Consider the following 2,866-nt stretch of genomic DNA (forward strand, 5'->3'; position numbering starts at 1 on the left):
GATGAAGATACTGGCGAAGTTGTTTCTATTGAACGTAATGAAATTATCCTTGATAGAGACACCATTATTGATAAAGATAATGTCGAAGAAATCATTGATTCAAACGTAAAGTCTATTTTGTTGCACAAAGAAGATAATAATTTAGCAGATTATTCTATCATTCATAATACGCTACAAAAAGATCCAACAAACTCTGAAAAAGAAGCTGTTGAGCATATTTACAGACAATTGCGTAACGCTGAACCGCCTGATGAGGAAACTGCTCGTGGTATTATTGATAAATTATTCTTTTCTGACCAACGTTACAACTTAGGTGAAGTAGGTCGTTATAGAATGAATAAAAAATTACAGTTGGATATCCCAATGGAAAAGCAAGTGCTTACCAAAGAAGATATCATAACTATCGTGAAGTATTTAATTGAGTTGATAAACGCGAAAGCAGATATTGATGATATTGACCACTTATCAAACCGTCGTGTTAGAACAGTTGGAGAACAATTGTCACAACAATTCGGTGTTGGTTTAGCACGTATGGCTAGAACTATTCGCGAGAGAATGAACGTTAGAGATAACGAGGTATTTACACCTATTGATTTGATTAATGCAAAAACATTATCATCAGTAATCAACTCTTTCTTTGGAACAAACCAGTTGTCTCAATTTATGGATCAAACGAATCCATTAGCTGAGATTACACACAAAAGAAGATTATCAGCCCTAGGACCAGGTGGACTTTCGAGAGAGAGAGCTGGATTTGAGGTTCGTGACGTTCACTATACGCATTACGGGCGTTTATGTCCGATTGAAACTCCAGAGGGACCAAACATTGGTTTGATCTCATCTCTTGGTGTTTATGCTAAAGTTAACGGAATGGGATTCATTGAGACACCTTACCGCAAAGTAACTGATGGTGTTGTTGATTTCAAAAGTGAGCCAATCTATTTAAGTGCTGAAGAGGAAGAAGAAAAATTAATTGCTCAGGCAAATATTAATTTTGATGAAAATGGAAGAATAACAGATGAAAATGTAATTGCTAAGCAAGATGCCGATTTCCCTGTTGTTGATCCTAAGGAATTGCACTATACAGACGTTGCTCCTAATCAAATTGCATCTATTTCGGCTTCATTGATTCCTTTCTTGGAACATGATGATGCGAATAGAGCATTGATGGGATCTAACATGATGCGTCAGGCCGTACCATTAATTCGTCCTGAAGCTCCAATTGTTGGAACTGGTTTAGAGCGTCAAGTAGCTTCTGATTCTAGAGTATTGATTAATGCTGAAGGGCATGGTACTGTAGAATATGTTGATGCTAATATTATCACAATCAAATATGATCGTTCTGAAGAGGAAAGAATGGTAAGTTTTGATGCTGATGATAAGACCTATAACTTAATTAAATTTAGAAAAACAAATCAAGGAACAAGTATCAACTTGAAACCGATCGTAAGAAAAGGTGATAGAGTGATTCCTGGTCAAGTATTGTCTGAGGGTTATGCTACTCAAAATGGTGAGCTTGCTTTAGGTCGTAACCTAAAAGTAGCGTTTATGCCATGGAAAGGATATAACTTTGAGGATGCGATTGTAATTTCTGAAAAAGTAGTTCGTGATGATATCTTTACTTCAATCCACGTAGACGATTACTCATTAGAAGTAAGAGATACAAAATTAGGTAACGAAGAGTTAACGAATGATATTCCTAACGTTTCTGAAGAGGCTACAAAAGACTTAGATGAAAACGGGATGATTAGAATTGGTGCCGAGGTGAAACCTGGTGATATTCTTATCGGTAAAATTACTCCAAAAGGAGAATCTGATCCTACTCCTGAAGAGAAATTGCTTCGTGCAATCTTCGGAGACAAAGCAGGTGATGTAAAAGATGCTTCATTGAAAGCTTCTCCATCACTTCATGGTGTTGTTTTGGATAAAAAATTATTTGCAAGAGCAGTAAAAGATAAGCGCAAACGTACCCAAGATAAAGATGCTTTAGGAGCACTTGAAATGGACTTTGAAGTTAAATTTTCTGAACTAAAAGATAAATTAATTGAAAAACTTTTCTTAATCGTAAACGGAAAAACATCACAAGGTGTAATGAATGATTTGGGTGAAGAAGTTTTACCAAAAGGTAAAAAATACACTCAAAAAATGCTTTACGCTGTTGAAGATTTTGCTCATTTAAGCAAAGGTCAATGGGTAGCTGATGATGCAACTAATAAAATGGTGAATGATTTAATTCATAACTATAAAATTAAGTTGAACGATTTACAAGGAGCGTTAAGAAGAGAGAAGTTCACTATTACTGTTGGTGATGAATTACCATCAGGAATTTTGAAATTAGCTAAGGTTTATATCGCTAAGAAACGTAAGTTGAAAGTGGGAGATAAAATGGCAGGACGTCACGGTAACAAAGGTATTGTTGCTCGTATTGTACGTCATGAAGATATGCCTTTCTTAGAAGATGGAACACCAGTTGATATCGTATTGAATCCACTAGGGGTACCTTCTCGTATGAACATTGGTCAAATTTATGAAACTGTTCTTGGATGGGCTGGACAGAAATTAGGTAGAAAATATGCTACTCCAATTTTTGACGGTGCTTCACTTGATCAAATTAATGAATTGACTGACGAAGCTGGAATTCCACGTTTTGGACATACACATCTTTATGATGGTGGTACAGGAGAGCGTTTCCATCAAGCAGCAACCGTAGGTGTAATTTATATGTTGAAATTAGGACATATGGTTGATGATAAGATGCACGCACGTTCTATCGGACCATACTCGTTGATTACACAACAACCACTTGGAGGTAAAGCTCAATTTGGAGGTCAGCGTTTTGGAGAGATGGAGGTTTGGGCACTTGAAG

Annotated in this window: 1 protein-coding gene; it reads left to right on the plus strand. The window is 36.4% G+C overall.

All coding sequences use genetic code 11. From position 1 onward, the window contains the following. Positions 1 to 2,866, plus strand: a 2,866-nt coding sequence (gene rpoB / locus WBQ70_RS04735; protein WP_423911260.1) for a DNA-directed RNA polymerase subunit beta, incomplete at both ends; no start/stop codon positions are given.

The sequence above is a fragment of the Flavobacterium sp. genome, from assembly GCF_049590715.1.
Taxonomy (GTDB): Bacteria; Bacteroidota; Bacteroidia; order Flavobacteriales; family Flavobacteriaceae; genus Flavobacterium.